Raw genomic sequence first — 22,545 nt, 5'->3', positions numbered from 1 at the left:
GTCAGGGCTGCCGCCCCTACGATCATCGCCAGAGCGATTTCTTCTCCCACAGGCGCGATGGGCAGCACCGCCGGTTCGATCAGCAGCGGCAGGGCCATGGCCGTCGCCCGGGCGGGAACCACCCAGGGCTTCGTCGGTGCGGTGGGCAACACCCCGCTGATCCGGCTGGGGCTGCTCAGCGAGCTCACCGGCTGCGAGATCCTCGGCAAGGCCGAGTTCATGAACCCCGGCGGATCGGTGAAGGACCGCGCTGCCCTGGGCATCCTGCTGGAGGCGGAAGCCAGCGGCGCCCTCGACCCGGGCGGCACCGTGGTGGAGGGCACCGCCGGCAACACCGGCATCGGCCTCACCCACCTCTGCAATGCCCGCGGCTACAAGGCTCTGATCGTCATCCCGGACACCCAGTCGGCCGAGAAGATCGGCCTGCTGCGCAGCCTCGGCGCCGAGGTGCGCACGGTGCCGGCGGTGCCGTACCGCGATCCCAACAACTACGTGAAGCTCTCGGGACGCATCGCCGCCGAAACGCCCGGTGCCGTCTGGGCCAATCAGTTCGACAACCTGGCCAACCGCCGCGCCCACTACGCCAGCACCGGTCCGGAGATCTGGGAGCAGACGGGCGGCCGCATCGACGCCTGGGTGTCGGCCACGGGCACCGGCGGCACCTACGCCGGCGTGGCCCTCTTCCTCAAGGAGCGCTCCTCCCAGGTGCGCTGCGTGCTGGCCGATCCCCACGGCAGTGCCCTCTACAGCTGGGCCACCGCCGGGGCGCTGCAGGCCGAAGGCACCTCCATCACCGAGGGGATCGGCAACAGCCGCGTCACCGCCAATCTGGAGGGTTCCCCGATCGATGACGCCGTGCGCATCGACGACCAGGCCGCGCTCGACACCATCTACCAGCTGCTCTGGCGCGAAGGCCTGTTCATGGGCGGCTCGGTGGGCATCAACGTGGCCGCGGCGGTGGAGACCGCCCGGCGCCTCGGTCCGGGCCACACGATCGTGACCGTGCTCTGCGACGGCGGCGACCGCTACCGCTCCCGCCTCTACGACGCCGACTGGCTGGCCGGCCGCGGCCTGCGCCAGCCCGAACGGGGCTTGCTGGATGGCGTCCCGCAGGACCGGCCCACCCATGGCTGACCAGCCCGGGGCGGCCGCCGGTGCGGTGATCGCCGATCGCTACCGCCTGGAGATGGAGGTGGCCAGCGGTCCTCAGGGGGTGCTGTGGCGCGCCAGTGATCTGCTGGCCGGCGAGGCGCCCGTGGCCCTGCGGCAGCTGGGGCCCGGCTTCGATCAGGCCGGGGCGCGGGCGGGCTGGAGCCGCCTGCAGGCCCTGCTCCACCCCCAGGTGCCCCGCTTCGGGGAAACGATCCAGCGGGACGGCCAGCTCTGGCTGGTGCGCGAGTGGCAGGACGGGCGCACCTACCAGGAGCTGCTGGAGGCGCGGCGGGGTCGCCAGCTGGTGTTCGGCCCCGGTGAGGTGCTGCTGCTGCTGCGCCAGCTGCTGCCGGTGCTGGCGGTGCTGCACGGCCAGGAGATCTGCCACGGCGATCTCACCCCCGCCAACCTGCTGCGCCGCGACCGCGACGGTCTGCCGGTACTGCTCGACATCGGCTGGACCGGCCCCGGCCAGGCCGCCGCCGGCGCCACCCCGGGCTATGCGCCGCCGGAGCAGGTGGCCGGCGCTCCGCTGCTGCCCTGGATGGACCTGCACGGCCTGGGGGTGGTGGCGCTGGTGCTGCTCAGCGGTGAGGATCCCGCCGCCCTGCTCGATCCGGTGAGCCTGGCCTGGCGCTGGCCCGACGGCCTCAGCCTCGACCCACCGTTCCGCGCCGCCCTGGAGCGGCTGATCAGTGCCGATTCCACCGCCCGCTTTGCCAGCACGCCGCAGGCCCTCGTTGCCTTCCAGGCGCTGCCGATGCCGGAAAGCACGGGCCCGGTTGCCCGCGCCGATCGCACCCTGATGCTCGTGCCCCCCGCCGCCGTTTCGCCGGGACTGGCCGGCATCGACGCTGCGGACCCTGCGCCTGCCGAGCAGGCCGCTGCCTCCACCACCAACTCTGCAGCCGCCCCCCTCACGGCCGCGCCGGCCACTGCGGCTGAAGCACCGGCTCCCGAGCCCCGGGTCGTGGAGCGGCGGCCACCGCCACCGCCCATGCCGCCGCTCAGCCGGCAGCAGCAGAAGGAGGAGGCGGTGGAAGGGCGGCTCTGGCCGGTGGTGGTGGCCCTGGTGGTGTCGGCTGTGGTGGGCATCACCGCGGGCTGGTGGCTGCTGGGCCGCGGTGATGCCCCCGCCAATCGCCCGGCTGAACAGCCCCGCGAGCTCACCGCCAGCCTCCCCCCCGGTGAGGTCGATCAGCGCCAGCAGTTGCTGAACCGCCTGCGGGCGCTGCAGATCAACCGCAGCTGGTTCCTGCGGTTGGTGGACGCCAACCTGCTGGCCCAGTTCCCCGAGCGTGGCGGCCGTCTGCCCAACGACTCGATCGAGGACGCCCCCCTGCGCAAGGTGTGGAACGCCCTGGCGGAGGAATGGCTGGCCCGGGTGGAGCAGCTGCCGCCGCCGCTCCGCCGCAGGTTGGGCTCTTTTTCCACCGCCGACTGGGAGGCCCGCCAGCGTCAGCTCGCCGCCCAGGGGGTGAGTTCGCCGGTGCTGCGCCAACTGATTTCCGGCAATGCCCAGGCGTTGCTGCCCGGCCGTGCCGGCGCCGACATCCCGGCCGAGCCCTTCCGCCAGCTCTGGTATGCCGCCGGCGAGCAGACGCTGGAAACCCTGCAGATCGAACCGATTCAGGCCACAGCGGGCGAGGTGAAGGCCCTCTCCGCTTCGCTCGGCGCCGGTGGGGCGCGGTTGTTCCCGATCCGGCTGCCGGCGGGGTACCGGCTGGTGCTCGGTGTCAACGGCTCGCCGTTGATGCAGATGAGCGTCTACAACGCTGCCGGCAGCCTGCTGGAGCCGAAGGGCCCGCTGCGGGTGGTGACCCTGCCGCCGGTGCCGGGCACCGAAGTGCAGCTGCTGGTCACCAACGACGGTGTGGCCCCGGCGATGATCACCCTGTCGTTGCGCGCCGATGCGCCGCCGCCGGAGCCGCCCCAGCCGCCGCCCACCGACCCCGGCGACACCACGGCGCCGCCGCCCGCTGAGCCGGTGACGCCACCCGCCATCCCAACCCAGCCCCCTGTGGCGCCCTCCGCACCCACGACGCCGCCGCCCGTGACGCCTGACACGCCTGCTTCACCGTGAGCGCCGCCGCCCCACCCGTCGCGGTCGCCCTGCTCTCCGGCGGCCTCGATTCGGCCACCGCTGCGGCCCTGGCGATCGAAGCGGGCTACCACGTGATCGGCCTGTCGCTCGACTACGGCCAGCGTCACCGTCAGGAGCTGGCCGCGGCCGCCGCCCTGGCGACCGACCTGGCCCTGGCGGAGCACCACACCCTGGCGGTGAACCTGGCGGCCTGGGGCGGCTCAGCCCTCACCGATGCCGCCATGGCGCTGCCGGTGGCCGGTGTGGAGGAGGGGGTGATTCCCACCACCTACGTGCCAGGCCGCAACACCGTGTTCATCGCCCTCGGCCTGAGCCTGGCTGAAGCGCGCGGGGCCGAGCGGCTGGTGCTGGGGGTGAACGCCATCGACTACTCCGGCTATCCCGATTGCCGCCCCGATTACCTCGCCGCCTTCCAGCAGCTGGCTGATCTGGCCAGCAAGAGCGGCCGCGAAGGCCACGGCGCCCGGCTGTGGGCGCCCCTGGTGACCTGGAGCAAGACCCGGATCGTGCAGGAGGCGCTGCGTCTGGGCGTGCCGATCGCCCGCACCTGGAGTTGCTACGCGGGCGGCGCCCGGCCATGCGGGCGCTGCGACAGCTGCCGCATCCGCGATGCCGCCCTGAGGGAGGCGGGCCGCCCGGACCTGGCCAGCGATGGAGGCGGCAGCTGGGGCGGGCCGTCGGCATGACGCCGGGTTCCGGGGCGCAGCCGCCGCTGCTGCGCCGCTCACTGCCGTGGCGCGACCCCTGGGAGGTGGCCCTCGCCCTGGCCGCCGCGGGCAGCGGCGATGGCCTCGCCTGGCTCGATGGCGATGGCAGTGCGCTGGGGCGTTGGGGCTTCCTGGGCGTGGCTCCTCTGGAGCAGGTGGTGTGCCGGGGGCTGCCGGGTGAGCCGGAAGCCGCCGATCCGTTCGTGGCCCTCGCGCGCCTGCGGGAACGGCCAGGCAGCTGGTTCGGCTGGCTCGCCTACGAGGCCGGGGCGTGGGTGGAGCCGGCCGCCCACTGGCGCTCGCCCGATACGGCCCTGCTCTGGGCAGGCCGCTACGACCCCGTGCTGCGCTTCGATCTGCAGGAGCGTCGACTGGAGCTGGAAGGGTTGGATCCCGCCCGGCTGACGGCAATGGCAGAGCGGCTCGCGGCTCTGGTGCCGGCGGCCGACACGCCTGCTGGCTCAGCTGCTGACCCGGCTGAAGGCCCTGCGCCCGGCAGCGGGGCCGGTGTGGCCGCAGAACACTGGCACTGGCACACCGATCCCGCCACCTTCGCCCGCCAGGTGACGGATCTGCGCCGCTGGATCGCCGCCGGTGATCTGTTCCAGGCCAACCTCACCGCCTGCTGTGAGGCCAGCCTGGCTGCGCCCCCCGACCCGCTGGCCCTGTACGGCCGGCTGCGCCGCTCATGCCCGGCGCCCTTCGCCGGCCTCCTGGTGGCAGGCGACGAGGCAGTGCTCTCGGCGTCCCCGGAACGCTTTCTGCGGGTGAGCGCCACCGGCTGGGTGGAAACCCGGCCGATCAAGGGCACCCGCCCGCGCCATGGCGATCCGGAAGCCGATGCCGCCGCCGCCGCCGAGCTGATCACCAGCCCCAAGGACCGCGCCGAGAACGTGATGATCGTGGATCTGCTCCGCAACGATCTCGGCCGGGTGTGCGTGCCGGGCTCGATTCAGGTGCCCCAGTTGGTGGGGCTGGAAAGCTACCCGCACGTGCACCACCTCACCTCGGTGGTGGAGGGGCAGCTGCGCGCCGACTGCAGCGTGGTGGAGCTGCTGCGCGCCTCCTGGCCGGGTGGCTCGATCAGCGGCGCCCCCAAGGTGCGGGCCTGCCAGCGCCTGAGCGAACGGGAGCCCGTGCCCCGAGGCCCCTACTGCGGCGCCCTGTTCCGCTTCGGCGCCGATGGCAGCTTCGACAGCAACATCCTGATCCGCAGCCTGATGCTGCGGGGGCGGCGCCTGCGCGCCCATGCCGGCTGCGGCATCGTGGCCGACTCCGACCCGGCGGCGGAGGCCGAGGAGCTGCTCTGGAAGCTGGGCCCGCTGCTGGCGGCCGTCGCGCCAGGCCCCGCAGCTGGAGGGTGCTGATGCAGGCGATCGCCTGGATTGAGCCCAGCGGCGCTCCGGGGGTGGCGGGGCTCTGGGGAGCACCGGCCGAGCTGGCCCTGCCCCTGGCCGATCGGGGCCTGCAACTGGCCGACGGCCTGTTCGAAACCCTGCTGGTGGAAGCGGGGCAGCCGCTGCTGCTGAGTGCCCACCTGCAGCGCTGGTCGCAGAGCGCCGCCCTGCTGGGCATGGAGCCACCCCCCGGCGATGAGCGGGTGCGCGCCCTGCTGGCGGAGGCGGTGTCCCGCAGCGGCATCCACACCGGCGCGCTGCGCCTGAACTGGAGCCGCGGCGCGCCGGCGGTGGAGGCTGGCGCTGGTGAGGCGACGGGGCCGCGGGGTGTGGAGCTGCCGGCACCCGGTGCCCCATCACTGCAGCCCCGCTTCTGGCTGCAGCTCACGGCCGCGGCGCCGCAGTTCGACCCCGTGCCGGTGATTGTCAGCCGCAGGGAGCGGCGCAATGCCTCCAGCCTGCTGAGCCGCTGCAAAACCTTCGCCTACGGGCCCGCCATCGAGGCGCGGCGTGAGGCCCGGGCCGCCGGCGCCGCCGATGCCCTGCTGGAGAGCACGGCCGGCGGCCTCTGCTGCGCTACCACGGCCAACCTGCTGGTGCGGCGTGACGGCCAGTGGTTCACACCGCCCCTGACCAGCGGCTGCCTGCCGGGGGTGATGCGGGGCCGCGCCCTGGCGCTGGGCCTGGTCCGCGAAGGTCCCTGTCCTCTGGGCCCAGGCAGTGCCGTGCTGCTGATCAACAGCCTCGGCTGCCGTCCGGTCTTGAGTGTGAACGGTTCTCCGCAGCCGCTGGAGCCGGAGCCTGAAGCGTTCTGGCGCCGGCTGCTGGCAGCTGGGTGACCTTCGCCGCCGCCGGCCACCGCCGCCATGGGCGGCGAGCCTATGTTCTGAGGCTTCACGGTGCAGAGCTGGGTGATGGGGTTGGCGTCCGGACGGGCCTGGAGCGCAGCGGCAGCGATGGTGGTGGCGGCTTTGAGCCTGAGTGCCTGCCGCACGGCTCCCGTCGAAACACCCGCTCAGCAGGCCGAGATCGGCGATCTGCTGGTGCGGGCGGGCACCGCCAATGTGACCCTGGCCAAGGCCTTCGTGCCAGGGCTGCCCAACGGCCTGTACAAAGGCGTGGTGCGCGTGCAGACGGAGGGACAGCCAGACAGCAGCGCCAGGCTGTATCAGGTCAATGCGGTCTGCAGCCTCGAGAACGAGCCCAACTGGCCAACGTATGACAATATTTATGGCAATGAACTGAACGATCTCGCCGACGCCGGAAAGTTTTCCACTGCTACGCGTTGGCAGATTCTTTATCATTTCGATGGTGGTGTTGACAGCACGGGAGTGCTCTCGCGTCAAGCCTGGACCGATCGCCTCAAGGACAATCTCTGCCGCCGCGGCACCTTCAACGACAGCACGGCGCGGCCAGCGACATAACGGATCGGCTCGGCAGATCCTGCCGCCGCTGTGTGCTGTGCTGCTGCGGCATGCACGCCTGTGTTGCCGCAGCCAAACTGGGTGGGTCTGGTAGCCGATGACACTTCCGCGAATCCACCTGTGGATTTCGATGGAGATGAAACCACGCCTCGTTTGCGATGCCAAAAACGCTGTTCAAGGTTGATCTCACCAAGCCGATGGATCAACAGGACATGCCGGGCCACAACCGCTGGCATCCCGATATCCCCGCCGTCGTTTCTGTCAACCCCGGTGAGGTTTTCCGGATCGAATGCAAGGACTGGACGGATGGCCAGATCAAGGACAATGACGACCCCCAGGATATCGCTGATGTGAACCTGGAAGTGGTGCACGTGCTCAGCGGCCCGATCTGGGTGAATGGAGCTCAACCTGGCGATATTCTTGTGGTTGACATCCTTGATGTGGGTGCGCTGCAGGGAGATGAGTGGGGCTTCACCGGGATTTTTGCCAAAGAGAATGGCGGCGGCTTCCTCACCGATCACTTCCCCAAGGCAGCCAAAGCGATCTGGGATTTCGAAGGCATCTACACCTCATCGCGCCATATCCCCGGTGTGCGTTTCGCCGGCATCACCCACCCCGGCCTGATCGGTTGTGCGCCCTCCCACGAGCTGCTGCGGGAATGGAACCGCCGCGAAACCGAGCTGGTGAACACGGCCCCGGATCGGCGCACCTATGGCGCCGGCCTCTCCGGCAGCGAGCCCGTGCTGGCGGCCCTGCCCAACCCCAACAGCGCCATCCTCGGCACGCTGCCCAGCGCCGATTTCGAGCGTGTGGCCAACGAAGCGGCCCGCACCGTGCCGCCCCGTGAGCACGGCGGCAACTGCGACATCAAGAACCTCACCAAGGGCACGCGCATTTACTTCCCCGTGTATGTGGAAGGCGCCAAGCTCTCGATGGGCGATATCCACTTCTCCCAGGGCGATGGGGAAATTTCCTTCTGTGGCGCGATTGAAATGTCGGGCTACCTCGATCTGCATGTGGAGATCATCAAAGGTGGCGTCGAAAAGTATGGGATGGTCAATCCCATGTTCAAGACCAGCCCGGTGGAGCCCCACTTCACCGACTATCTGGTGTTCGAAGGCATCTCCGTGGATGAATTCGAAGGCAAGCAGCACTACATGGACGTGCACATCGCCTACCGACGCGCCTGCCTGAACGCCATTGAGTATCTCAAGCGCTTCGGCTACACCGGTGAGCAGGCCTACCTGCTGCTGAGCTGTGCGCCGGTGGAGGGCAGGATCAGCGGCATCGTGGACATTCCCAATGCCTGCTGCACCCTGGCGATTCCCACCTCCATCTTCGACCAGGACATTCTTCCCTGTTGATGGCCCGCAAGGGGCCACCGCCGCCTCTGCCTCGGCAAGGTGGGTGTTCGGTGGCTCCACGCCGGCTCCACGTCATGGCTCCCTCCCCCTCTGCTGGCCGTAGCCGTCGCCAACGTTGTTGGTGACGGCTACGGCCATCCCTGCGGGCCGCCGCCTCCCCTGTCGCTGTCGGCTCCAACTCCCATCAGCGCAGCAGGGTTGTTGCGGGAATCACTCGGTTCTTTGAAAACGACCCGCCAGCTGGTCCTCCCTGTTTTTCTCCTCTTCTCCATGCCTGTCTACGAATTCAGCTGCGCTTCCGGCTGCGACAACTACGAGGTGTGGCGCAGCATCGACGCCCGCCAGAACGATACGGACTGTCCGAGTTGTGGCAATCCCGGTAACAGAGTGTTCAGCCCGCCCATGACACTGTCCGGTGGCTTCCGCCTCAAGCAGGAAGCCAGTGAACCCCGGCTGGTTCGCAAGGAAGTGCGCGAAGAAAGCCCCAAGCCCCGGCTCAGGGAAAGTGCGGCTCGCCCCTGGATGGTCACCCGCGGCTGCTGAGCCGCGGGCAGCAGTCAGGAGGAAGGAGTCACAGGAGTCAGCAGGCAGAAAGGCTGCAGCTCGTGCAGCTCGCACCATGGTCGGTCATGGCCTCCAACTCTGGCGGCTGAGACCACCGCATGCAAGGAGCTGATCGGAAAGAAGCTGGCACGTAAACGGGTTGCACGTAACCGGCTGGCATCCAAACAGCTGCACGGGAGAGTTGACACCTGTGATTACACAGTTGACTGCAAAGATGTGTCATCCATGCTGCATAGCGTTGCATTCGGATGGCCGTATGCAACAGGCCATATGCAACAGCAGTATGCAACGGGCCGGATGCAACAAACAGCCTGTATGCAAAAGGGCGCTCCCTTGGAGAGCCCTCACACGGTGAGGAACTCCTGGACCACATCATCGGAGAGGCTCTCGGTGGGGCCACTTGAAACGATGCCGCCGCGTTGCATGGCGTAGTAGTAGTTGGACTGGCGCACGAAGTGAAGGTGTTGCTCCACCAGCAGCACGCTGATTCCGGTTTCCTTCATGATCCGTTTCACCGCCACTTCGATGTCGTGGATGATGGACGGCTGAATGCCTTCGGTGGGCTCATCCAGCAGCAGCAATTTCGGCTTGCCCAGCAGAGCGCGAGCGATGGCTAGCTGTTGCTGTTGTCCGCCGCTCAGATCACCGCCTTTGCGGGACAAAAACTTCTCGAGAATTGGAAACAGATCAAACACGATAGGGTCGATGTGGCGGTTCTTCGCCATGCCACCCGGGAGCGCTTCCATTCCCAGCAGAAGGTTTTCCTTCACCGTCACCTGCGGAATGATGTCACGCCCCTGGGACACATAGCCGATGCCGGAGCGGGCCCGTTGGTAGGGGGGCTGATCACTCAGAGCCTGGTCGTCGTACTGGACGCTGCCGGAGCGTTGCTTGAGCAGACCGATGATCGTTTTGAGGAACGTGGTTTTGCCCACGCCGTTGCGACCGATCAGGCACACCATCTGCCCTTTAGGGATGGAGAGATCCACATTGCGAAGAATGTGGCTTTCGCCGTAGTAAACGTTGAGGTTAGAGACGGAAAGGAGGTTGTCGGTTGTCATGGCAGCTGTGGGTTGGTGTCAGGCGAGTGGTGGAAACCGCTTATTCCTCGGCTGGGCCCAGGTAGACCTCAATCACGCGGGGATCTTTCTTCACATCCTCCAGCAGGCCCTGGGTGAGCAGTTGCCCTTGGTGCAGCACGGTGACGGGGGCATTGAGGTCCCGGATGAATTCCATGTCGTGTTCGATCACCACAACGGTGTGATCGCCCGCCAGTGACTTGATCAATTCAGCGGTACGAACCGTTTCTTCATCGGTGAGCCCGGCCACGGGCTCGTCGAGCAGTAGCACCTCCGGCGACTGAGCCACGAGGGAAGCAATCGCCAGCCATTGCTTTTGCCCGTGGGAGAGGGAACCCGCCTGAGTGGTGGCGAAGGGGGTGAGGCCCACGTAGCTCATCAGACGATGCACCTCATCCTTGGCGGCCTTCGGCAGCTTGTCGGAGAGAAGGCTGAGGGGGTTCTTGTTCGGCGAGGCGGCCAGTTCCAGGTTGCGCAGCACCGTGAGGTTGTCGAACACCCGTGGGGTCTGGAACTTCCTGCCGATTCCCTGCCTTGAGATCTTCTGCTCGGAGAGCCCCACCAACGACTTTCCTTTGAAGGTGACAGTGCCCTTGGTGGGGCGCACCTTGCCTGTGATCACATCAAGGAAGGTGGTCTTGCCGGCGCCATTGGGCCCGATGATCGACTTCAGTTCGCCTTTCTGCAGGGTGAGTGAAAGATCGGTCAGGGCGAAGAAACCATCAAAGCTGACGCTGACGTCGTGAAGTTCAAGGAGTGTTTCAGACATGATCGCCAGGGTGTTTCAGGGGGTCTGTGGAAGGGGGGCTGGGCAGCGGGTTTGCCTGGTGGACGTGTGAGCTGAAGGGCCCGATGGGATGAGGATGGAGTGGATGGATCTGATGGAGCCGTGAGGGTGGTAGCCCAGGATCATTGACTTTCTGCCTTGATGTCTGGCCTTGACGTCGTCGGGCTTCCTCCGGCCAGCCAGCGGCCTAGGCCTCAGGCCGAGGAATCGGTAGGGGCGGGGCTCTTCATTTCCATGCCAGGGCCCTCCTGGTCGATCTGGGGATAGGTACGAGCTTTGGGAGCGATGCCGAAGGCGGCCAGCAGGGTGCGCAGGCCTCCTTTGGACACCCAGCCGTAGATTCCATCCGGCATCAGCACCACCACGAAGATGAACAGCGCTCCCTGCACGAACAGCCAGAACTCGGGAAGCGCTTCGCTCACCAGGCTGCGCAGATAGTTCACCAGAACGGCGCCGATGATCGGCCCCACCAAGGTGCCGCGGCCCCCCACAGCCACCCAGATCACCATCTCAATCGAAAAGGAGATCGACATGTACTGCGGGGAGACAATACCGCTCTGAACGGTGTAAAGAGCGCCTGAGATACCGCAGAGCGCGCCGGCAACCAGGAAGACGATCGTTTTGAAGGGAACGGGATTGAAGCCAGCGAAACGGAAGCGTTGCTCATCATCTCGGATGGCAATCAAGGCATCGCCGAAGCGGCCGGAGGTGAAATAGCGGCAGATCAGAAAGGCGACAGGAATGAGAACAACCGTGAGGCGGTAGAGCCAGATCTGCATCTCGCTGGAGCCCACCAGCATGCCGAACAGCTCGGTGGTGCTGGTTTTCAGGCCGTTGGTGCCATTGATCAGCTTCTGTTGGCCGTTGAAGAAGTGGAAGAAGACCATCAACGCCGCCTGGGTGATGATCGAGAAGTACACTCCCTTGATTCGGTTTCTGAAGATCAGGTAGCCAACCAGCCCTGCCACGATTGCGGGCAGCACCCAGATGGCGATCAGAGTGAAGGCGGGCGACCAGAAGGGCTGCCAGAAGAAGGGCAGTTGTTCGACGCCGTAGTTCTCAAAGAATTTGGGGATGCCGTTGCCGCCCGCTTCACTGGGGGTGTTGAGGGTGAGGTACATCGCTACCCCATAGCCACCCAGGGCGAAGAAGATCCCTTGCCCAAGGCTCAGAAGCCCCGTGTAGCCCCAGATCAGGTCGATAGCAAGCGCTGTGATCGCCAGTGAGAAATAGCGGCCAAACAAGTTGATGCGGAAATCACTGAGGACCGCTGGAAGGATGAACAGCGCGATGGCGAGGAGAATCCAGGGAACGAGTCGCTTGAGAAGTTTCATGGCTGGGACCTCAGTGGAGACGGAGCAGATGGAAGGAGCTTGGTTGTTGGCAGCGGCGCATCAAGCATCTACCGATCTCCCCTTCTGAGGGAACATGCCGTTGGGGCGGAACTGCAGGAAGGCAATGATGAAGATGAATACAAGCACCAGCGACATGCTTGTTGTGGCGAAGAATTCCACCACCCCTTTGGCCGCAGGCGGCATATCCGGGAACACGATCAACAGCGATCCGGAACCCACCACCGATTGAATGATGCCGAGGATCAGAGAAGCCAGTACCGTGCCCAGCAGGTTGCCCACGCCCCCCAGCACGATCACCATGAAGCAGGACACGATGTAGGCCGCTCCCAGGTTCGGGCCCACGGATCCCAGCAAGGTGATGGCGCAGCCGGCGACTCCTGCCAGACCTGAACCGAGTCCGAACGTGATGCTGTCGACGCTGTCGGTGGGAATCCCCAGACAGTTGCTCATCTGCCGGTTCTGGGTGACAGCCCGGATGCGGAGGCCCCACACGCTCTTGGTGAGGAACCACATCACGAACAGCAGCAGCACTGCCGACAACAGAATGATGAAAATCCTCAGGCCAGGCAGTTCAATTCCGCCGATCTCGCCCCAGCTGCCTTGCAGCCACTTGGGTGCGGTCACGTCAATGTTGCGCGGCCCGAACCAGGGGCTGGCGATGGCCCGCACAGAGGAGAAGGAATTCACCACCACCAGGCCGATGGCCACAGCCACGGCCCAAAGCACCCCGTTGAGATAGGGGAATGCGGGACGATCACCGATTTTTTTGCTGAGAAACTTCCCACCGAAGAAGCCGATGACCACAGCTGCTGCGATGCCGATCACCATGGAGGTGGAGATGCTGCGAATCAGCTGGATCAGGATCAGGCTCACCCCCCAGGTGGCCAGCAGGGTTTCAAGTGGTCTTCCATACAGCTTGCGGATCAGGGTTCGCTCCAGCACCACGCCGAAGATGGCGGTGATGAAGAAAGCGGCCACCAGTGCCACGGGGTAGTAGAGCTCAAACACCACACCGCCCATGGGCCGAAACAGGTTCTGGACCACAAAGGTGATATAGGCACCCAGCATCATGAACTCACCATGAGCCAGGTTGATGACCCCCATGAGGCCAAACACGATGGCGAGACCCGTGGCGGCGAGCAGCAGCACCGAGCCGATGCTCAAGCCATCAAGAATCTGCGAGAAGAAAAGTTCCACTGGGGGGCTGTTCCGTGCGAGTGGGATTAACCTTGGATCAACAGGAGCCTTGCGGCTGTATCAAGTGATATTGCGAACTGTTTTTGTGCGTGAAGCTTGATCGGGGCCTCTCTGCAGAGCGTCAGGAGCGCAGCGACAGATTGGCCTGAGCCCATCAGCCGGTGCATGGACAGACGCCAAGATGGTGCCACCTCCGTGTAGGCCGCTTCAATACCCGAAGCAATGGCTGGAATCGTCTGAAAAATGATAAATCCAGAGAGAACAATCCGTTACTGGCTGATCTCTCTGGTGTTGTCTGCAAGTCTCGTGAACATGATGTCCTGAGGGCTGGGGCGATCGAAGGCGCTATCGAAAGTGATAGGCAGGCTTCAATGCCGAAGATAATCTCAGGCCAGACAGGAAATGGAGAAGTGAAAGGAAAGGGTGGCTTCCGAAGAAGCCACCCAGGCACGATCACATCTTGAACTTGCCGGCATCCGGGCGGTCCTGCGTCCAGTCGCAGGTGTAGCCCTTGGTTTCAGGAACGAACTGGTTCCAGGGGATGGGCGGAATGGCCTTCTCGCTGTCAGAGAGGATCTTGAACTGGCCATCGGGCAGGGCTTCGCCGATCATCACACGCTCAGAGGTGTGATGGTTCGGGAACATCTTGATCTCACCTTGAGGGGCATCAAAGGTGATGCCGATCATGGTCTTCCGAACCTTGTCGAGATCTTCGAAGGTGCCAGCCTTCTCAACGGCGTTCTTCCACAGGTACACCATGTTGTAGGCGGACTCTGCAGGGTCACCCACCACACGGTCAGCCCCATAGGCCGCTTGGAAGTCGGCAACGAACTTCTTCGAAGCCGGTGTATCCAGGCTCATGAAGTAGTTCCACGCGGCGAAGGTGCCGGTGGTGTACTCAGGGCCGATCTGGCGGATTTCCTCTTCTGCGATCGAGAAGGACATGATCGGGTACTTGGCCGGATCGATGCCTGCAGCCTTGAACTGCTTGAACAGGGCGACGTTGGAGTCACCGTTCAAGGTGTTGATGATGATGCCACCATCAGGGAAGGCTTTCTTGATCTTGGCAATGATCGGCGCCACCTCGGTGTTGCCGAGGGGGATGTAATCCTCACCGACGACTTCGCCGCCGAGCGCCTTCATCTGCTCCTTGATGATGGTGTTGGCGGTGCGGGGGTAGACGTAGTCAGAACCGACCAGGTAGACCTTCTTGCCCAGCTTTTCGCCGTACTCCTTCATCAGCCAATCCACCGCAGGCTCGGCCTGCTGGTTGGGAACGGCGCCGGTGTAGAAGATGTTGCGGGAGCACTCCTGACCCTCATATTGAATGGGGTAGAAGAGCATGTGGTTCTTGGACTCATACACCGGCAGCATGGCTTTGCGGCTGGCGGAGGTCCAGCCGCCGAACACCACGGCCACGTTGTCGGAGTCGATCAGCTTCTGCGACTTCTCAGCGAAGGTGGGCCAGTCAGATGCACCGTCTTCAATGACGGGAACGATTTTGTAGGACTTGCCGCCAACTTTGACGCCGCCAGCATTATTGATTTCCTTGATAGCCATTTCTTCGACCTCTTTCAGGGTCGTCTCAGAAATTGCCATCGTTCCACTCAGAGAGTGAAGAATGCCAACCTTCACTTCTCCGTCGAAAGAACCAGCGCTATCCCCACCGCCACCGCCCCCGCAGGCGACGAGGGATACCGTGATCGCAGTTGCAGCAAGACCGGCAACCAGCCGCCTCGAGAAATACGGAACCATTGGGCCTGTTCAAGGTGAAGAAATTGCCGCAGTGCTGACGGCATTGCGGAACATACGGAGCCGGTCTTGTCAGTCCTGTCGCCAAAGGCACAGAAACGGCTGAAGAGCCCCTGTGCACGGGCTTTTTGGGTATTGCTTCCCCCTTTGCCGCCGCCACTGTGTTGATTCCCTGTTCAGCCTCCAGGGGCGGTTCGCCGTCTCATGTCTTTGCACGCCGCAGCCGCTGCCGAGTGCCGGCTCCGATGGCAACGATCAGAGCGAAGACCCGGGAGCGGGAAGTTGCCGGCAAAGAAAACGTTCCACCGCATCAAGGCCTTCGCCACTGCGCAGATTTGTGAAGCACCAGGGGCGATCACCGCGCATGCGGCGGGTGTCCGCCTCCATCACTTCGAGGCTCGCTCCCACCATCGGCGCCAGGTCGATCTTGTTGATCACGAGCAGATCAGAACGGGTGATGCCCGGCCCGCCTTTGCGGGGGATCTTGTCGCCGGCCGCCACATCGATCACATAGATGCAGAGGTCCACCAGTTCAGGGCTGAAGCTGGCCGCCAGATTGTCGCCACCGCTCTCCACCAGCACCAGGTCGAGATCCGGAAACCTCTCCTCCAGGTCTTCCACCGCCGCCCGGTTGATCGAGCAGTCTTCGCGGATGGCGGTGTGGGGGCAGCCACCGGTTTCCACCCCGCGGATCCGTTCCGGCTCCAGCGCACCGGCACGGGTCAGGAACTGGGCGTCTTCCTGGGTATAGATGTCGTTGGTCACCACGGCCAACTGCAGCCGTTCGCGCAGCCGCCGGCACAGGGCTTCCACCAGGGCTGTCTTGCCCGAGCCCACCGGTCCGGCCACGCCGACACGCAGCTTGCTCATGGCGTTGCTTCAGACGAGTGGGCGCAATCCTGCCACCGGTGCCCAGCTACGCCTCGCCTCAACTTCTGAACAGCCGTGAGTAGAGCTCGGCGTGCCCCAGCTGGGCCAGCCCCGCGCCCACACCGCCTGACCACATCGTGTGCGGATCGGTGTGGGCCAGCTCTGCGGCCCGCTGCGCCAGCAGCGGTGCCAGGCGCAGCTGCAGCCCCTGCCCCTGGGTGGGGCCGATGGGCACCAGCCGCACCGCCGCGCTGATCTGACTGGCCACCCAGGCATAGAGGTAGGCCTCCACCAGGTCGGTGCTGGGAACACCCAGGCAGTGGCCGGCCCAGGCCCAGGCCGCCGGCCAGGCCAGCCCCTGCGCGGATGCGGATGCCGCAGAGGTGGTGGCCGCCCCCTGGCCCGCGTCGGCCGGTAGCCGCCAGCCCAGTTCGCCCAGCAACTGGGTGAGGGAACGGCCCATCTGGCGCTGCTGGGCGCGCACCTCCGGGGCTTCCCGCAGGGCCAGCAGCCAGCCGTCGAGATCGTGCACGGCGCTCCATTGCCCTGCCGCCATGGCCTGCAGCAGCGGCGCCAGGGCCGCTGCCTCCACGCCCAGCGTCCCCCGCTGCAGTTCCGCCGCCAGCCAGCCGTGCAGCGCCTCGGCGGAGTTGATCCGGCCTTGCTGCACCAGCACTTCCAGACCCTCCGAATAGCTGAACGCCCCCACCGGCAGGGCCGGACTGATCAGCTGGAACAACAGCAACCGGGTCGGCGCCGCGCCGGCCTGGGCTGGGGGCTCAGTGCGCATGCCCGCCCTTGCCGGCATAGGCGCCCGGTTCCGGCCGGAACGGTGCGTCGAGGTGGAGAACGGCCAAGCCGCGGTGGCGCAGCAGTTCCTCCAGCACCGGATCTTCCAGCAGGCGCAGCTCGCCCGGGTGCAGCTCCAGCGCCACGTGGCGGTTGCCGAGGTGATAAGCGGCCTGCAGCAGCTGGAGGGAGTCGGCGCTGCGGGCCAGCAGCAACGGCTCCGGAGCCGCTTCCACCTGCACCACCACGCCGCTCTCACTGCTGTTCAGCCACTCGCCGGGTTCGAGCGCTTCACCGCGCGGCAACTGCAGCAGCAGATCCTGGCCGCAGGTGGTGCGGCGATGGCCGCGCAGCCCCTCGCGCTGCTGGGCGCTGAGCGGCAGCCGCAGGCTGGAGGGGGCGTCGGGCGGGGCGCTCAGGCGCCGGTCAAGGACGATCATGCGCCCCACCATCGCCACGGGCAGGGGCGAGAAATGTGACGACCGCTACCTGATGACCACCGCTTCGCTCTCAGCATCGCCCCACCGCCCCTTCCCCTCCTGGCCCACGTCATCGTTGCGGATCCGCCCCCATCCACCAGCAGCTGGCGTGGTGAGGCCAGTCTTCGCTTCGCCCTCTCGCCCTCGGCGCCGCTCACCCTGCACCAGGGGGGAGCCACCTCGCCGCTGAAGATCCAACGCGCCTTCAGCCGCGCCGATGGCCGCTGTGAGTTGCCCTTGCTGCACACCGCCGGCGGCCTGGTGGGCGGCGATCAGCTGGCGATCGACACCCGGCTGGAGGCCGGCAGCCGGGCCCTGGTCACCAGCGTGGCGGCGCAGAAGGTCTATGGCTCGATCGGCCGCTCCCGCCTGGCGCCTGAGGGCCAGTGGGCGCGGCAGTTGCTGGCGTTCCGCCTGGAGGACGGTGCCGATCTCGAATGGCTGCCCCAGGAGCTGGTGCTGTACGCCGGCGCGCTCTACGAGCAGGACAGCCGGGTGGAGCTGGCGGCTGGAGCCAGCTGGCTGGGCGCCGAAGTGGTGCGGCTCGGCCGCAGCGCCGATGGTGAATCCCTCGGCGCCGGTCGCTGGCGCTCCTCGTTGGCGATCCGCCGCGAAGGGCGCTGGAGCGTGGTCGATCGGCTGGAGCTGGGCGGCGGGAGCCTCGATCACGCCCACGGGCTGGGCGGTGCTCCGGTCTTCGGCAGCCTTGTGTGGGCGGCGCCGGCGCCGGTGAGCGAGGAACTGCTGCTGCGCTGCCGCGACGACCGCCAGGGTCTGGTGGGGGAGATGGCCTGCGGCCGCCTCGATCAGGGCCTGGTGGCCCGCTACCGGGGCCCTTCCACCCAGGCGGCCCGCTACTGGTTCACGCGCCTCTGGGCGCGCATTCGCGCCGAACGGGGGCTGGCGCCGCCCCAGCTCCCGCGGGTGTGGCCGTTCCAGGAGTCGCCGTTCGGCTGAGCCGGCGGTGTCAGGGCGCTGTGGGGCTGGGCGCTGGCATTGCGGTGCTGGGCTGGGGCTCTGCGGCGCCGGTCTCCAGCTCCAGGCCGGCGCGGCTGAGGTTCCAGCGGTGGATGGACACCGCCAGGGCAGTGCGGGCCAGCTGCAGATCCCGCTGGGTGATCATCACCTCCAGGATCGGGCTGATGCCGGCGCGATAGCGCAACTCGGCATCGCGAACCGCCAGCTCACCGGCACGGGCGGCGGCGGCGGCAGCGGTGATCTGAGCGGCGGTGGCGCGGTGGGTCTGCCACCAGGTTTCCACGTTCTGAATGATTGCCTGCTCGGCGCTGGCGATGGCGATTTGCTGCTGCTCCACCTGCCGTTGCGCCACGGCGGTGGCGGCCCGGGCGCTGCCGCCGTCGAACAGGGGCTGGCGCAGGCTGATCAGGGCGCCCCAGTCGTAGAAGCTGCCCGACTGGCTGGCGCCGGCGCTCTGTTGCGGCAAGGCGGCGCTGGGGCCCGAGGAAAGCCCCACGGTGGTGCTGGTCGACAGCACCGGCAGGTTGATCCGGTTGGCATTGATGCCGCCCCCGAGCAACAGCCCCACCGACGGCAGCCGCGCGGCCCTGGCCAGCTGCACCTGGGCCAGCTGGGCCTGGCGCTGCTGCTCCAGCGCGGCGAGGCTGGGGCGATCCAGCAGTGAGCGGCGGATTGTGCTGGGCAGGTCCTGTCCCCAGGCGGGTCCGGGCTGCAGGCGATCTGTGGCGGCCACGGCCTGATCCGCGGGTAGGGCAAGCAGTCGCGCCAGCCCGCTGCGGCTGATTTCCACCTGGGCTTCGGCCTCTGCCAGGCCGCGCCGGTCGTTCTCGAGCAAGGCCTCGGCCTGGGCGCTGTCGCTGCGGCTGGCCAGGCCGCGGGCCCGGATGGCGTTCACGTCCCGGCGCAGCCGCGTGGACACGTCCAGCGACCGCTGCCACACCGGGATCAATGCATCGGCGAGCTGCAGATGGAGGTAGGCGGCGGTGATGGCGAAGCGACTGATCCGCTGCTGCTCCATTTGCTGCGACCGTGCGGCCGCCAGGTTGGCCCTGGCGGCATCCCTGAGCGGGCCACGGCGAAAATCGATCAGCGGATAACTGAGCGCCAGACCGAGATTGCCGAAGGCGTTCTGCACCACCGCATACCCCTGGCTGCCCAGGTTGAGGTTGAGGTCGCCGATGGTGGAGACATTGCTGATGAAGTTGATGTCGGTGCCCACCTGGGCGTAGGTGCCCAGGCCCAGCAGATCCAGCTTCGGCAGGAAGGCGCTGCTGGCCAGTGCCACGAGCGAGCGGTTCTGCTCGATGGCCACCGCGGCGCTCTGCAGCGGCAGCGAACGCTCCAGCCCCAGGGCCAGCGCCTGCTCGAGGCTGAGGCGCAGCACGGCCGGAGGCGGGCCTGGTGTGGCCGCTGTGGCTGGCATGGCCACGGTGGCCGTCAGCAGCGGCCAGGCGATGGCCCACCAGGCGATCTGGCCTCGGCAGCTGCGGCCAACCAATCGACACCACCGGACGTGGCGCGTACCCTACGTGCTCCTTTCGGTGGTGCCCTTCGGGCCTGTGGCGAATGCCCGAAGCGCCGGCCAGCACCACCACGGCGCCAGCGCCGCTGTTGCCCCGACTGCTGCCGATCGCGGCCGTGAGTGCCCTGGCGCTGACCTGGGCCTTCGCCCCCGGGGTGCCTGTGCTGGTGCATGGCGGCGCCCTGCTGATGGAGCCGGACAGCCGCGCCGGCGTCTATGCCCGCTCCGCCGGCCAGATTCAGCGCCTGGCGGCGGAGGTGGGGGCGCCGCTGCGTCAGGGCCAGCTGCTGGCCACGATCAATCGGGTTGATCAGGCGGCACCGGGGGGCGGCTGGGTGGCGGCCAACCCTGAGGCGATCCGGCGCCAGAACCAGGCGATCGATCTCCAGCAGCAGGCGATGCGCAGCCAGATCGACACCCTGCGCACAAGCAATCAGCCGATCGGCCAACAGCTCGCCGCCCTCGAATCGCTGCGGCGCGACGAGGTGATTCCGCGCTACAGCCCGCTCTGGGTGGGCGCTCAGGACCTCTACCTGCGCAACCGGAGCCAGATCCGTGCCCTGGAAGGTCAGATCGCCCAGCTGGAGGCCGGCCGCGCCGAACTGCAGGCCCAGCTGGTCAGCCAGCAGGTGTTCTCCCCCCGCGCCGGCACGCTGTTGTCGCTGCTGGTGGCCCCGGGGCAGGCGGTGGTTCCGGGCCAGCGGATCGCGGTAGTCGGAGCCCCTCCGCAGGCGGTGTCACGCCACCGCACCGCCATCACCCTGTTCACCGAGGCCGACGCCAGCCGCCTGCGGCCCGGAGCCCGGGTCCAGGTGGAACCCCAGCTTCAGAGCCGTGACCGCTACGGCGGCACCGCGCAGCGCTACGGCGCGCTGACGGGCCGCATCCGTTCGTTGTCACCGATCTCCCTGGATGCCGAAGCGCTCACCCATGTGCTGGGCGACAGCGATCTGGCGGCCAGCCTGGCGGCCCGCAGCCGCCAGGAGGCCTTCGGGGAAGGCGGCGATCCGCTCGCCACCCTGGGCAACAAGGTCACCGCGCCGGTGATGCTGGTGCTGGTGGATCTGGAGCCGGCGGCCACCCCCAGCGGCCTGCGCTGGAGCGGTGGCAACGGCCCCGATCTTGAGCTCGAGAACGGCACGCCGGCCCTGGCCCGGGTTGAACTGGAGCGGCGTCCCCTGGTCAGCTTCGTGCTGCCGTTTCTGCGCTGGCTGGGGGGGACCGAGCGATGAGCAACCCCCGCGTTGAGGCCGTCGCCGCCCGCGCCCGCCGCCGCCCGTTGAGGCAGTCGCTGGTCCCCTGGCTGGCGCCCTGGGCGGCCCCGGCCCCGTGGCTGGCCCTGCTGTTGCTGGCGCTGGCGGCCGCCAGCAGTCCGCCCCGGCTGTGGTTCTGGGTGGCTCTGCTGGGGGTGGTGCTGCTGGTGGGTTGGATCCAGGCCCTCGGCGGCCGGCCTCGGTGACCGGCGCCGCAGCCCCGCTGCCCTCGCGGGGCCTGCGTGCCGCCCTGGTGATCGCCCAGGCCAGCGGCTTCACCGCGGCGCTGGCGGCCGGCCTGGGCCTCGACAGCGGCGCGGCCGCCTACGGGGTGATCGTGGCGGCGCTGGTGGTGCGCCCGGATTTCAGCCGCTGGCCCCTGCCCGTGTACCCGGTGCTGGTGGGGCTGAGCGGCCTTTCGATGGCGATCGGGCTGCTGATCGGTGAGGCCTTCGCCGGAGCGCCGGAGGTGTTCGTGTTCGGCCTGGTGGTCGCGCTCATGCAGGTGCTGATGCTGCTGTTGCCCGGCGCGTTGCGGCCGCTCGGCAACGTGCTCGCCATCACCGGTGTGCTGCCGCTGCTGAACGCCACCAGCAGCTGGCTGAGCCTGGGCAACGAACTGGCCGCCATCGCGCTCGGGCTCGTGGTCGGCAGTGTCGTGCAGGTGGTGTGGAGTCCGGCGGGGCACCAGGCGCCAGCGGAGGAGCCTGAGCCGGCTGCCGCCGACCCGCCGCTGGCCGCGCGCCTGGCGGCGGGTCTGGCCTCGCCGTTCTTCTGGCGCAAGCTGGTGGTGGCCGTACTGGCGTTGCCGATCGGGGAAGGCCTCGGCGCCGTCGCCCCCAAATACCTCTATTTCGGCGTGGTGCTGCTGCTCAACGACAGCCTCGGCGCCACCCTGGCCCGGGTGCGCGATCGCATGGTGGGAGTCAGCCTCGGTGTGCTGATGCCGCTGCTGGTGTTTGACAGCTTTGGCCTCAGCCCGCTCAGCACCGCCGTGGTCATGGGCGGAACCGCGGCGCTGGTGGTGGCGCTGCAGGGCGAGGCGTACCTGCGCACCGCGCTGATCTCCAGCGGGGTGGCCTTTGTCGGTTACGGACCGCTGGTGGCCTGGTACATCCCTCACCGCTGGCTGGATTACCTGCTGGGCTCCGCTTTGGCCGTGGCGGCGGGCCTGCTGTTCCGGCCCACCTCCGCACTGCAGCAATACCGCGCCCTGCTGCGCCGCAGCCCGGTTGCGCAGGACGCTGCCCGTCGGCTGTATCCGGCGGCGCTGGAGGAGGCCCGCTGGACGGGGCAGGTGCCTCCCGCCTTGCCCCCTGTGCCTGGGCCGCCTGCGCAGGCAACGCCGGTGGGGCCATGACCGACGCCGCTGCCGGCGCTGCGAACGTTCCTGCTGAACCTGCTCCAGCCCCGCGCCGCTGCAAGAGTGTGGCCGGCAATTGCGTCCCCCATGCATCTCACCCCCCAGGAGAAGGACAAGCTCCTGATCGTCACCGCGGCCCTGCTGGCGGAACGGCGCCTGGGTCGCGGTCTCAAGCTCAACCACCCCGAAGCCGTGGCCTGGCTCAGCTTTCAGGTGCTGGAAGGCGCCCGCGATGGCAAGAGCGTGGCCGCGCTGATGGAGGAGGGCAGCACCTGGCTCCGGCGTGACCAGGTGATGGAGGGCGTTCCCGAACTCATCCCCGAGGTGCAGATGGAGGCCACCTTCCCCGACGGCACCAAGCTCGTCACCCTCCACGACCCGATCCGCTGATCCCCCCTGATCGCTCCGC

At 67.4% G+C, this 22,545-nt stretch carries 22 protein-coding genes; 13 read left to right on the top strand and 9 right to left on the bottom strand.

Annotation, left to right across the window (positions count from 1 at the left end; genetic code table 11):
- Positions 1-96 precede the first annotated feature (96 nt).
- The 8 genes from ACWJI3_RS11580 to ACWJI3_RS11545 all read left to right on the top strand — a co-directional run bounded on the left by ACWJI3_RS11580 (position 97) and on the right by ACWJI3_RS11545 (position 8,691).
- Positions 97-1,134, top strand: coding sequence for a cysteine synthase A (locus ACWJI3_RS11580; protein ID WP_480203755.1), 1,038 nt, complete (start codon positions 97-99; stop codon positions 1,132-1,134).
- Positions 1,127-3,235 carry a serine/threonine protein kinase gene (locus ACWJI3_RS11575; protein WP_480203754.1) on the top strand — a complete coding sequence of 703 codons (2,109 nt, stop codon included), beginning with the start codon at positions 1,127-1,129 and terminating at the stop codon, positions 3,233-3,235. The genes ACWJI3_RS11580 and ACWJI3_RS11575 overlap by 8 nt, the downstream gene beginning before the upstream one ends.
- Positions 3,232-3,942, top strand: coding sequence for a 7-cyano-7-deazaguanine synthase QueC (gene queC, locus ACWJI3_RS11570; protein ID WP_480203753.1), 711 nt, complete (start codon positions 3,232-3,234; stop codon positions 3,940-3,942). The genes ACWJI3_RS11575 and queC overlap by 4 nt, the downstream gene beginning before the upstream one ends.
- On the top strand, positions 3,939-5,330 hold the full coding sequence (locus ACWJI3_RS11565) for an anthranilate synthase component I family protein (RefSeq protein WP_255141562.1): 1,392 nt from the start codon (positions 3,939-3,941) through the stop codon (positions 5,328-5,330). Before queC ends, ACWJI3_RS11565 begins: the two co-directional genes overlap by 4 nt.
- Positions 5,330-6,199, top strand: coding sequence for an aminotransferase class IV (locus ACWJI3_RS11560; protein ID WP_480203752.1), 870 nt, complete (start codon positions 5,330-5,332; stop codon positions 6,197-6,199). Before ACWJI3_RS11565 ends, ACWJI3_RS11560 begins: the two co-directional genes overlap by 1 nt.
- Positions 6,200-6,316: 117 nt before the next feature.
- Positions 6,317-6,784 (top strand): hypothetical protein, encoded by a 468-nt coding sequence (locus ACWJI3_RS11555; protein ID WP_480203751.1) that lies wholly within the window; start codon positions 6,317-6,319, stop codon positions 6,782-6,784.
- 158 nt (positions 6,785-6,942) lie between these two features.
- Positions 6,943-8,148 carry a formamidase gene (gene fmdA / locus ACWJI3_RS11550; RefSeq protein ID WP_094513897.1) on the top strand — a complete coding sequence of 402 codons (1,206 nt, stop codon included), beginning with the start codon at positions 6,943-6,945 and terminating at the stop codon, positions 8,146-8,148.
- Positions 8,149-8,418: 270 nt separating this feature from the next.
- On the top strand, positions 8,419-8,691 hold the full coding sequence (locus ACWJI3_RS11545) for an FmdB family zinc ribbon protein (RefSeq protein ID WP_480203783.1): 273 nt from the start codon (positions 8,419-8,421) through the stop codon (positions 8,689-8,691).
- Positions 8,692-9,056: 365 nt separating this feature from the next.
- On the opposite strand, the gene urtE is transcribed toward ACWJI3_RS11545, so the two are convergent.
- From urtE to ureE, 8 genes are all read right to left on the bottom strand, one after another.
- Positions 9,057-9,773, bottom strand: coding sequence for an urea ABC transporter ATP-binding subunit UrtE (urtE, locus tag ACWJI3_RS11540; RefSeq protein WP_094513894.1), 717 nt, complete (start codon positions 9,771-9,773; stop codon positions 9,057-9,059).
- Between the two features lie 40 nt (positions 9,774-9,813).
- Positions 9,814-10,560, bottom strand: a complete 747-nt coding sequence (gene urtD, locus ACWJI3_RS11535) for an urea ABC transporter ATP-binding protein UrtD (protein ID WP_094513892.1) — start codon at positions 10,558-10,560, stop codon at positions 9,814-9,816.
- A 212-nt stretch (positions 10,561-10,772) separates the two neighbouring features.
- Positions 10,773-11,912 carry an urea ABC transporter permease subunit UrtC gene (gene urtC, locus ACWJI3_RS11530; RefSeq protein WP_094513890.1) on the bottom strand — a complete coding sequence of 380 codons (1,140 nt, stop codon included), beginning with the start codon at positions 11,910-11,912 and terminating at the stop codon, positions 10,773-10,775.
- Positions 11,913-11,972: 60 nt separating this feature from the next.
- Positions 11,973-13,130 carry an urea ABC transporter permease subunit UrtB gene (urtB, locus tag ACWJI3_RS11525; protein WP_480203750.1) on the bottom strand — a complete coding sequence of 386 codons (1,158 nt, stop codon included), beginning with the start codon at positions 13,128-13,130 and terminating at the stop codon, positions 11,973-11,975.
- A 453-nt stretch (positions 13,131-13,583) separates the two neighbouring features.
- Positions 13,584-14,885: an urea ABC transporter substrate-binding protein gene (urtA, locus tag ACWJI3_RS11520; protein WP_480203749.1), complete on the bottom strand. Its 1,302-nt coding sequence runs from the start codon at positions 14,883-14,885 to the stop codon at positions 13,584-13,586.
- Positions 14,886-15,137: 252 nt separating this feature from the next.
- Positions 15,138-15,752, bottom strand: a complete 615-nt coding sequence (ureG, locus tag ACWJI3_RS11515) for an urease accessory protein UreG (RefSeq protein ID WP_094513883.1) — start codon at positions 15,750-15,752, stop codon at positions 15,138-15,140.
- A gap of 58 nt (positions 15,753-15,810) precedes the next feature.
- Positions 15,811-16,542, bottom strand: coding sequence for an urease accessory protein UreF (locus ACWJI3_RS11510; RefSeq protein ID WP_255100559.1), 732 nt, complete (start codon positions 16,540-16,542; stop codon positions 15,811-15,813).
- A complete protein-coding gene (gene ureE, locus ACWJI3_RS11505) occupies positions 16,532-16,981 on the bottom strand; it encodes an urease accessory protein UreE (protein ID WP_233133081.1) in 450 nt (149 codons plus the stop codon). Before ureE ends, ACWJI3_RS11510 begins: the two co-directional genes overlap by 11 nt.
- Before the next feature lie 111 nt (positions 16,982-17,092).
- On the opposite strand from ureE, the gene ACWJI3_RS11500 reads away from it, so the two are divergent.
- Positions 17,093-17,977 carry an urease accessory protein UreD gene (locus ACWJI3_RS11500; protein ID WP_480203782.1) on the top strand — a complete coding sequence of 295 codons (885 nt, stop codon included), beginning with the start codon at positions 17,093-17,095 and terminating at the stop codon, positions 17,975-17,977.
- Positions 17,978-17,987: 10 nt separating this feature from the next.
- On the opposite strand, the gene ACWJI3_RS11495 is transcribed toward ACWJI3_RS11500, so the two are convergent.
- Complete coding sequence (locus ACWJI3_RS11495) at positions 17,988-19,496, bottom strand: TolC family protein (RefSeq protein ID WP_480203748.1); 1,509 nt, start codon at positions 19,494-19,496, stop codon at positions 17,988-17,990.
- A 68-nt stretch (positions 19,497-19,564) separates the two neighbouring features.
- On the opposite strand from ACWJI3_RS11495, the gene ACWJI3_RS11490 reads away from it, so the two are divergent.
- The 4 genes from ACWJI3_RS11490 (at position 19,565) to ACWJI3_RS11475 (ending at position 22,526) form a co-directional block, all read left to right on the top strand.
- Positions 19,565-20,752: a hypothetical protein gene (locus ACWJI3_RS11490; RefSeq protein WP_480203747.1), complete on the top strand. Its 1,188-nt coding sequence runs from the start codon at positions 19,565-19,567 to the stop codon at positions 20,750-20,752.
- A complete protein-coding gene (locus ACWJI3_RS11485) occupies positions 20,749-20,979 on the top strand; it encodes a hypothetical protein (RefSeq protein WP_233133080.1) in 231 nt (76 codons plus the stop codon). Before ACWJI3_RS11490 ends, ACWJI3_RS11485 begins: the two co-directional genes overlap by 4 nt.
- Positions 20,976-22,133 carry an FUSC family protein gene (locus ACWJI3_RS11480; protein WP_480203746.1) on the top strand — a complete coding sequence of 386 codons (1,158 nt, stop codon included), beginning with the start codon at positions 20,976-20,978 and terminating at the stop codon, positions 22,131-22,133. Before ACWJI3_RS11485 ends, ACWJI3_RS11480 begins: the two co-directional genes overlap by 4 nt.
- A 90-nt stretch (positions 22,134-22,223) precedes the next feature.
- On the top strand, positions 22,224-22,526 hold the full coding sequence (locus tag ACWJI3_RS11475; RefSeq protein ID WP_094513867.1) for an urease subunit gamma: 303 nt from the start codon (positions 22,224-22,226) through the stop codon (positions 22,524-22,526).
- Positions 22,527-22,545: the final 19 nt, after the last annotated feature.

It is taken from the genome of Marcopretia estuarina LEGE 06307, assembly GCF_056633115.1.
This window is presented reverse-complemented; position numbering and strand designations above follow the sequence as displayed.

Bases quoted from the DNA above. Each gene is read 5' to 3' on its own strand.
- ACWJI3_RS11580 (WP_480203755.1), top strand. From the start codon at position 97: ATGGCCGTCGCCCGGGCGGGAACCACCCAGGGCTTCGTCGGTGCGGTG.
- ACWJI3_RS11575 (WP_480203754.1), top strand. From the start codon at position 1,127: ATGGCTGACCAGCCCGGGGCGGCCGCCGGTGCGGTGATCGCCGATCGC.
- ACWJI3_RS11565 (WP_255141562.1), top strand. From the start codon at position 3,939: ATGACGCCGGGTTCCGGGGCGCAGCCGCCGCTGCTGCGCCGCTCACTG.
- ACWJI3_RS11560 (WP_480203752.1), top strand. From the start codon at position 5,330: ATGCAGGCGATCGCCTGGATTGAGCCCAGCGGCGCTCCGGGGGTGGCG.
- ACWJI3_RS11555 (WP_480203751.1), top strand. From the start codon at position 6,317: ATGGTGGTGGCGGCTTTGAGCCTGAGTGCCTGCCGCACGGCTCCCGTC.
- fmdA (WP_094513897.1), top strand. From the start codon at position 6,943: ATGCCAAAAACGCTGTTCAAGGTTGATCTCACCAAGCCGATGGATCAA.
- ACWJI3_RS11545 (WP_480203783.1), top strand. From the start codon at position 8,419: ATGCCTGTCTACGAATTCAGCTGCGCTTCCGGCTGCGACAACTACGAG.
- urtE (WP_094513894.1), bottom strand. From the start codon at position 9,773: ATGACAACCGACAACCTCCTTTCCGTCTCTAACCTCAACGTTTACTAC.
- urtD (WP_094513892.1), bottom strand. From the start codon at position 10,560: ATGTCTGAAACACTCCTTGAACTTCACGACGTCAGCGTCAGCTTTGAT.
- urtC (WP_094513890.1), bottom strand. From the start codon at position 11,912: ATGAAACTTCTCAAGCGACTCGTTCCCTGGATTCTCCTCGCCATCGCG.
- urtA (WP_480203749.1), bottom strand. From the start codon at position 14,885: ATGGTTCCGTATTTCTCGAGGCGGCTGGTTGCCGGTCTTGCTGCAACT.
- ureG (WP_094513883.1), bottom strand. From the start codon at position 15,752: ATGAGCAAGCTGCGTGTCGGCGTGGCCGGACCGGTGGGCTCGGGCAAG.
- ACWJI3_RS11510 (WP_255100559.1), bottom strand. From the start codon at position 16,542: ATGCGCACTGAGCCCCCAGCCCAGGCCGGCGCGGCGCCGACCCGGTTG.
- ureE (WP_233133081.1), bottom strand. From the start codon at position 16,981: ATGATCGTCCTTGACCGGCGCCTGAGCGCCCCGCCCGACGCCCCCTCC.
- ACWJI3_RS11490 (WP_480203747.1), top strand. From the start codon at position 19,565: ATGCCCGAAGCGCCGGCCAGCACCACCACGGCGCCAGCGCCGCTGTTG.
- ACWJI3_RS11485 (WP_233133080.1), top strand. From the start codon at position 20,749: ATGAGCAACCCCCGCGTTGAGGCCGTCGCCGCCCGCGCCCGCCGCCGC.
- ACWJI3_RS11475 (WP_094513867.1), top strand. From the start codon at position 22,224: ATGCATCTCACCCCCCAGGAGAAGGACAAGCTCCTGATCGTCACCGCG.